The 7,667-nt window shown below is 28.0% G+C and carries 8 protein-coding genes; 6 read left to right on the forward strand and 2 right to left on the reverse strand.

Going from position 1 to position 7,667, the window contains the following annotated elements:
• The first annotated feature begins 2 nt into the window (after nt 1–2).
• From Q0Y03_RS08780 to Q0Y03_RS08795, 4 genes are all read left to right on the forward strand, one after another.
• Nucleotides 3–803 carry an ABC transporter ATP-binding protein gene (locus tag Q0Y03_RS08780; RefSeq protein WP_297713454.1) on the forward strand — a complete coding sequence of 267 codons (801 nt, stop codon included), beginning with the start codon at nt 3–5 and terminating at the stop codon, nt 801–803.
• On the forward strand, nt 793–2,067 hold the full coding sequence (locus Q0Y03_RS08785; RefSeq protein ID WP_297713455.1) for an MFS transporter: 1,275 nt from the start codon (nt 793–795) through the stop codon (nt 2,065–2,067). The genes Q0Y03_RS08780 and Q0Y03_RS08785 overlap by 11 nt, the downstream gene beginning before the upstream one ends.
• A 127-nt stretch (nt 2,068–2,194) precedes the next feature.
• Nucleotides 2,195–2,326 carry a pirin-like C-terminal cupin domain-containing protein gene (locus Q0Y03_RS08790; protein WP_297713463.1) on the forward strand — a complete coding sequence of 44 codons (132 nt, stop codon included), beginning with the start codon at nt 2,195–2,197 and terminating at the stop codon, nt 2,324–2,326.
• 31 nt (nt 2,327–2,357) lie between these two features.
• Nucleotides 2,358–2,954 (forward strand): FMN-dependent NADH-azoreductase, encoded by a 597-nt coding sequence (locus Q0Y03_RS08795; RefSeq protein WP_297713457.1) that lies wholly within the window; start codon nt 2,358–2,360, stop codon nt 2,952–2,954.
• Between the two features lie 77 nt (nt 2,955–3,031).
• Here Q0Y03_RS08795 and Q0Y03_RS08800 read toward each other — a convergent pair whose 3' ends face one another.
• Both Q0Y03_RS08800 and Q0Y03_RS08805 read right to left on the reverse strand, forming a co-directional pair.
• Nucleotides 3,032–3,820: a M15 family metallopeptidase gene (locus tag Q0Y03_RS08800; RefSeq protein WP_297713458.1), complete on the reverse strand. Its 789-nt coding sequence runs from the start codon at nt 3,818–3,820 to the stop codon at nt 3,032–3,034.
• Nucleotides 3,821–4,005: 185 nt separating this feature from the next.
• Nucleotides 4,006–5,229, reverse strand: a complete 1,224-nt coding sequence (locus tag Q0Y03_RS08805; RefSeq protein ID WP_297713459.1) for an MFS transporter — start codon at nt 5,227–5,229, stop codon at nt 4,006–4,008.
• Nucleotides 5,230–5,490: 261 nt separating this feature from the next.
• Between Q0Y03_RS08805 and Q0Y03_RS08810 the strand changes: the two genes are divergently transcribed.
• Both Q0Y03_RS08810 and Q0Y03_RS08815 read left to right on the forward strand, forming a co-directional pair.
• The gene (locus Q0Y03_RS08810; protein WP_297713460.1) at nt 5,491–6,384 is read left to right on the forward strand and encodes a LysR family transcriptional regulator; all 894 of its coding nucleotides are present in this window, start codon (nt 5,491–5,493) and stop codon (nt 6,382–6,384) included.
• Nucleotides 6,385–6,459: 75 nt separating this feature from the next.
• Nucleotides 6,460–7,500, forward strand: coding sequence for a nucleoid-associated protein (locus Q0Y03_RS08815; RefSeq protein ID WP_297713461.1), 1,041 nt, complete (start codon nt 6,460–6,462; stop codon nt 7,498–7,500).
• Nucleotides 7,501–7,667 lie beyond the last annotated feature (167 nt).

Consider the following 7,667-nt stretch of genomic DNA (forward strand, 5'->3'; position numbering starts at 1 on the left):
TTATGGAAGCTATTAGTGTAAAGAACTTAAGTGTGGCATATGAAAATAATACTATAATTGAAGATATGAGTTTATCTATACCAAAGGGAAAAATAAGCATAATAATTGGAGCAAATGGATGTGGTAAATCAACTTTACTTAAAACTATAGCAAGAATTAATAAACCTAAGACTGGTGATATCTTAATTAATAATAAAAATATAAAAAAGATAAAAGAAAAGAACATAGCAAAAGAAGTTGCATTTTTACCACAAGGGCCAGTTTGTCCAGATGGACTTACAGTAAGAGAACTTGTTGCATTTGGTAGATTTCCACATCAAAAAATGATTGGTGGTCTTACTAGTCAGGATAAAGAAATTATTGATTGGGCAATAGAAGAAACAGGTCTTAGTGAATTTGCTGATAGAGGAGTTGAAAACTTATCTGGTGGTCAAAGGCAAAGAGCTTGGATTGCTATGACTTTAGCTCAAGAAACTGAAATAATAATGCTTGATGAACCTACAACTTATCTTGATATGTCTTATCAACTTGAAGTATTAGAAGTGCTTCAAAAGCTTAATAAAGAAAAAAATATTACAGTAGTTATAGTTCTTCATGAGCTTAATAATGCTTGTAGATTTGCAGATAATATTATTGGTCTTAAAAAGGGAAAGATTATCTGTCAAGGAAGACCAGTGGATGTAATTAATAAAGAAAATTTAAAAACTATATATGGAATAGATGCCAACCTTACAGTAAGTGAAGATGGACAATATCCAATATGTATGGAGTATGACTTATTTAGGGGGACAGATGAAAAATAAAAATTTTATAATAATAGTTATAGGACAGATTATTTCTTTATTTGGAAATGCAATTCAAAGATTTAGTATGTCATTATACTTATTAGAATTTACAGGTAGTACAGCTACTTTTGCTAACATATTAGCCATATCAACAATACCTTATATTTTATTTGCACCAATTGCAGGTAGATTGTCTGACAATATAAATAGAAAAAAGATAATGGTATATTTAGATTTATTTTGCTCGATACTAATTGGAGTATATGCATTCATATTACTTAGAGGAAATGATAGTGCCTTAATAGTTGGTACTGTTATGTTTATGTTATCAGTATGTGCTACTTTATATGGACCAGCAGTAACATCTTCAATACCGCAAATAGTAGAAGAGGATAAACTAACTTCAGCAAATGGAGTAATTAACCAAGTTGGTTCAATAGTTAACTTTGTTGGGCCAATACTAGCTGGTATTCTTTATGGATTGTTAGGTATAAAAGTAATAGTAATAATAAATGCAGTAAGCTTTTTGGTTTCTGCAATAATGGAAATGTTTTTAGATATTCCAGACGTGGTAAAAGATAAAGTTATTAGTGAGAAGGAAATAGCAGTTAATAAGGATAATGAAAAAATATTATCTATGGATTTTGTTAAAAAGTCTTTTGTAGATATGAAAGAAAGCTTTGTTTATTTAAAAAATCAAAAGAAAATTGTACTTGGAATTATAGCTTCTTATGCGTTATGTAATATTTTCTTAGTACCAATACTATCTATAGTTGCTCCATATTTTATAAATGTATTTTTAGGACTTCCATCAGAGGTTTTTGGAATTGTAGAAGCAATATGTGTATTAGGAATGATATTAGGTGGATTTTGGATTAGTGTAAAACCTAATATGTTTTCTATGAAAAAGGTACATTATACATATTTCCCGATGATAGCAGGTGTTATTGTAATGTCTACATTAGGGTTTATAAAGTTAAATAATTATGCTCTAGCTGGGATATTTGCACTTGGAGGTCTTGCAATAATGTTATCTTTATCATTATCTAATGTATTAACTTTAACATTTATACAAAAGCAAGTGCCAAGAGAAATGCTTGGACGTGTATCAGCATTTTCAACAGCAGTAGCAACTATAAGTGTTGCGCCGGGGCAGTTATTATTCGGACAAGTTATAGATATGGGAATACCAATAGGAATTATACTATTAGTTTCAGCTATATTTAATATTGGACTTATGTTGTTTGTTAAGTGGAATGTAAGGGGGTTGAAAAGTTCTTAGAATTTAATAATTTAATTTTTATAAAACCATGTAGAAATATATAGTTATATGGTTTTTATTATACATTTTGAGTATATTTGACAATATCACTAATTAGTTATAAATTAAGAGAGATTTTTTAATATTTATTGTATTAAGTGGAGAACTTATAAATGAACCAATAGTATCACATGGATTATTGGTTATGAATACAATGAAAGAAATATATCAAGCTTATGAATATTTTGAGAGTAATAAGTTTGGAACAGAAGAATTTTAAAAAGTAGAAGTTATAAAGAGGAGAAAAAATTATGAGTAAAGTATTATATATTAAAGCCAATATTAAACAAGAAGGAGAATCTAGAACTTTTAAAGTATCAGATAGTTTCGTAGAAGAATATAAGAAAAATAATCCTAATGATGAAGTTGTTGTATTAGATTTATATAAAGAAAACATAGATTTCTTAAGACAAGAAGATTTAGGAGTAATATTTGGGCCTAAAAATGATGAGAGCAAAAATAATCCAAAATTAAAATATGCATATCAATTTGCAGAAGCAGATAAGTATATAATTGCAGCACCTATGTGGAATTTAAGTTTCCCAGCAATTTTAAAGGCTTATATAGATTATGTAAGTGTAACAGGTATAACATTTAAATATACAGCTGAAGGTCCAGTAGGTCTTTTAAATAATAAAAAGGCTATACACATAGTAGCTAGAGGTGGAGAATATGTTAATGCACCATATGAAATGGGAGATAGATATTTAAGAACTATATTGGGATTCTTTGGTATAACAGAAGTAGAAACACTTGCAATAGAAAACTTAGATGTTATGGGTGCTGATGTTGAAGGGAAAGTAAAGGATGCAATAAATAATGCTAGTAATATTGCAAAAAACTTTTAGAATTTAATCTACAATATAGATATAATTGAGAATCAAAGAGAGTATAAAAACAAACCTAGTTCGAATTTAAACTAGGTTTATTTTAGATATTCTTCCAAAGTTAATTGGTTATCATTTATTTCTTTAGCAGCATTTTTCCCAACATATCGTAAATGCCATGGTTCGTAGCTATATCCTGTAATATCTTCTTTTCCTTTAGGATATCTAATTATAAAGCCATAATTGCTAATATTTTCGGATAACCATTTAAAGCTTTCTGTATTTTCAAAGCCTTCATCTAAATTGCTATATTCATCAGATAACACATCTATTGCTAAACCGGTTTGATGTTCGCTATGACCAGGCTGAGCAACATAATTATCAGCAGATATAGCTCCATCATTAGCAACAGCATCATTATAAACTGTAGTTTGATAATCGCATGAACGGTATCCCGAAATTCCAATTAGATTAATACCAACCTTTTTAGCATCATTAAACATATTTTCTAACTCTACAGCCACTTGATATCTAACATGAGCTGTCATATCAGATGAGGTTTGTAGTGGAATGTTAGGAATAACTAAATCATCAGGTTCATAATTTTCTTCAAGCGAATTTTCTTTATTAACTAATACAAGATATTCATCATTAGGATTATTATAAACTAAATTTATTTCTTCAGATTCAGACTCTGATTCAGCTTGAACATTATTTTTAGAGTTTATACCAGAAACGTTATTAGTACTAGATGCTTTACTGTTAAGATCGGTATTAATTTTCTTCTTATTATTAATAATAGAAAAGATTATAATTAATAATAGAATAAATACAATAAAAATATTAAGTGAAATTATAAGCTTTTTATTTGATTTTAAAGTTTTCATGGCAATCCCCCCTTTTATATTGTATTCTATATTTAAGCTATTGCAAATGTTTATCATTGTTATAATAAAGTGAAATTATAAATTTTAATATTGAATTCATATAGATTTCACTCAATCTATATAAATAAAGAGTTTAAAAACTAAAAAAGAGATTGCACAATTTTTGTACAATCTCTTGAAATTTATTAAGAAGCTTTATTAGCTTTTAATTCATTTTTCTTAACTATGTTATATCTGATATTAACTATAAGTGCTAAAATAACACCTAAAGCAGTTATTCCGATATCAAATAATATTACATGGCTTAAGTTTATATCTGCTAATATACCAGTTATACTTGGTACTATAGTAGAAGCTAAACTTGAAGATGTGAATACTATACCAGTAATTTTACCTTTGCTTGATGGGAATAACTCTGACATTGAAGTTAATGCTAATTGTAGAACTCCACCAGCAGCTGAGAAACCAATTACGAATGCTGCAACTATACAAGTCATAGTGCTTGGGAACATCCAAAGTACTGTTAACATAATTAATGATATTAATGGGTAAACAAATGTAAATCTAACTTGTTTAATCCATTTAGCAACTAATATAGAAGTAACAAATACAGATACTATTGAACCAGTACTATATATACTTATTAGCTTAAGTGAAATAGTTTGTTCAACACCAGCTACTTCTCTTGCAAATGATGGTAACCAGTTTGCGATTACTTGGAATGTTGCAGTAGCAGTGAATCCGATTAAGATTAAGCAAATACCTTCAATCCAGAAGTTGGCTTTAACATTAGATTCAACATTTTCTGTAGTAGTTTCAGCTTTTTCAACAGGTTTGAATTCAGGGAATTTAAGTTTGAATATAAATAATCCGTTGATTACAAATACTATAATACAGAATATGAATGACCATCCGTAGTAAAGGTTATTAGCAATTAAGAAGCTTATTATCCATGGTAATATAAATTGACCAGCTGAAATGAATGCTTTAATTGCAACGTTAGCACTTCCTGATGCATTAGGGAAACATTCAGTTAATGCAGGATAAGTACCAGCATCCATGAATGAGTTAGCCATACCAGCTAATAAAGCAAAGAAGAATGCCATAGTAACGTTCGTACTAATTAATATACCACCCATAAATAATACGTAAGTCCCCATACCTAAAAGTACGAAAGGTTTTCTACCATATTTATCTGATAATACACCTGATACAAATAACACAATTAATCTACCTAATCCTAAAGCTGAGATAACATATGATACACCAGCTTTGTTAGTATTAAGTTGCTCCATTAAGAAATCAATGTTTTGAGCCAGTATGATAGCTCCCATACCATGTATAAAGTAGTTAATATACATAGCTAATGCCGTTGGCATGTACTTATTTTTAGTAAGCGTATTTTGCATTTTTAATACTCCTTTTGATAAAAATTTAACGTAATTATGTATAAAGTCCTTGTTTAACTTACAAATTAAATTTTAATATATTATTTTTAATTATTCTAATACATATTATTGTATTTATTTATAGAAAAAATCTATAGATATGTTATAATATTATTAAAATATTAAAAAATAAGGTAAAAATAATAAGTTCAATTTATAACAAAGTAATGGTTTTCTTTAAAGAATCATTATAATAGTTAATAAATATGGAGGATGTTATATATGAATTTAAATCACTTAAGTTATTTTAGAGTTCTAGCAAAATTAGAACATTATACACAGGCAGCTGAAGAATTATCAATAACTCAACCAAGTTTAAGTCATGCTATGTCAACATTAGAGAAAGATTTAGGAACTTATCTATTTGAAAAGCAAGGTAGAAATATTAAGTTAACTAAATATGGAAAAATATATTTCGAATATGTAGATAGGGCATTGAGTGAGTTAGAAAAGGGTGAGAAAAAGATTAGGGAATTAACTAATGTATCGACAGGAACTATAGAATTAGGATATATATATACATTAGGACCAAGATTTATACCACATCTTATAAAAGATTTTACAGATAACGATAAAAATAAAGATATAAAATTTTTATTTAGTCAAGGAACTACAAAGACACTTATTGAGGGACTAAAGGAAGAAAAGTATGATATGGTATTTTGTTCAATAGTAGAAAATGAACCTGATATAGATTTTATTCCTATTGCCAATGAGGAGTTAGTACTTATTGTATCAAATGAACATCCTTTAGCAAAAAATGAATCTGTAGATTTAACTGAAGTGGGGAATTATCCATTTATAGGTTTTAGTGAAAAGAGTGGAATTAGATCAATTATAGGAGATTTATTCGAAAAAGTAAATATTGTACCAAATACTATATGTGAAGTTGAAGAAGACAATGCCGTTGCAGGATTAGTTGAAATAAACTATGGAATTGCAGTTGTTCCAAGAATATCATCTTTAAAGTATTATAATGTCAAGGTATTGCCAATAACAAATCCTAAGCATGAAAGATTTATTTATTTGGCTACTTTAAAAAATAGATATCTTACCCCATCTGTAAATTTATTTAAAAAGTTTAGTTTAGAGTATAGTAAAAAGGTTTTTAAATAAGTATTTTAGTAAGTGTTATAATGTTTCTGTAGAAAATATTATTAGTATTAGTATAATACATATAGAGGTGATATTTTGGAATACATAAATGATATAAATATTCAGGAAGCAGTAATACATATTCTTGATAGTAACTCAACAGAACCAATTTTAAATGAATACACATTAGAATTAAGTGAGGATATTTATAAGTTTTTACATAAGCATATTGAAAAGTGTCTAAAGGATGAAGAACTAAAAACAGCAATTTTTAATTCGGAAAGAAATATTGTAAAAGAAATAGTACAGGATTATTTAAACGGGGTAGATAATGATTTTCTTGGGTTGTCCAAGGAATTATCTAGACAACTTTTTTCTATCATGAAAGGAAATGTTAATATTCCAGCTTGTGATTTAATAGTAGCATCTTTAATTACAGATGTTGGTCCAATGATAGGAATACTAAAAATGGATTATGTTAAAAACTTTACTCATTCTGTAGAGTTTGTTAATGATAAGATTGGAATAGGAATAGTTCCACAAGCAGCAGGGTTACCAGGTAGTAGTCAAAGAATTCAAAAGGCAGCATTTATAAAACCAATTAGAGAAGGGCAAATATTTGATTTATATGTCATTGATAAGCAAAAGAAATCTAATGAAGATGATGAATATGGAGCTAATTATTTTATGAATAGCTTTTTAGGCTGTAGTATTGTTGCTAATAAAAGAGATATGACAAAGACATTCTTAAAGGCTACAGAAGCTTGGACTAGAAGTAATATTACAGAAAATGCTGAAAAGGCAGAATTAATTAGAACAACTGTTAAGAGTAAATTAAAAGAAGAAGATTCAATTAATATCCAAGAAATTTCTAATGAATTATTTAAAGAAGATCCAACAAAAAAGCAAGACTTTGAAGTTTTTATGAAGGGAAATGGATTAGAAGAGGAGGTTGCAGTTGATAAGGCTTGGGTTGAAAAAAAACTTAAGAGAATTAGACTTAAAATTGATAAAGATATAGATTTATATATTAATGAAGATGCTTATCATGATAATAGTAAATTTGAAATTCAGCGTAATGGTGATGGAAGCATTAATATGATTATAAAACATGTAATTAACTACATAGAAAAATAGAATTCTATTGCGCACCACGTGGAAGAGAAAAAATGAAATATTTATTTTCCGGGAACTGTGAAATTTTTGCCTAGAATTTATATCTTTGTTTCATTGAACTTGCTAAAGTTGTAAAAGTCGCTTACGCTTCAATACAACTTCTTTACGCAAGTTCAATTCCACAAAGA

It is taken from the genome of Clostridium sp. (assembly GCF_026168755.1).
Taxonomy (GTDB): Bacteria; Bacillota; Clostridia; order Clostridiales; family Clostridiaceae; genus Clostridium.

Coding starts and splice junctions, on each gene's coding strand:
- Q0Y03_RS08780 (WP_297713454.1), top strand. CDS start 3: ATGGAAGCTATTAGTGTAAAGAACTTAAGTGTGGCATATGAAAATAAT.
- Q0Y03_RS08785 (WP_297713455.1), top strand. CDS start 793: ATGAAAAATAAAAATTTTATAATAATAGTTATAGGACAGATTATTTCT.
- Q0Y03_RS08795 (WP_297713457.1), top strand. CDS start 2,358: ATGAGTAAAGTATTATATATTAAAGCCAATATTAAACAAGAAGGAGAA.
- Q0Y03_RS08800 (WP_297713458.1), bottom strand. CDS start 3,820: ATGAAAACTTTAAAATCAAATAAAAAGCTTATAATTTCACTTAATATT.
- Q0Y03_RS08805 (WP_297713459.1), bottom strand. CDS start 5,229: ATGCAAAATACGCTTACTAAAAATAAGTACATGCCAACGGCATTAGCT.
- Q0Y03_RS08810 (WP_297713460.1), top strand. CDS start 5,491: ATGAATTTAAATCACTTAAGTTATTTTAGAGTTCTAGCAAAATTAGAA.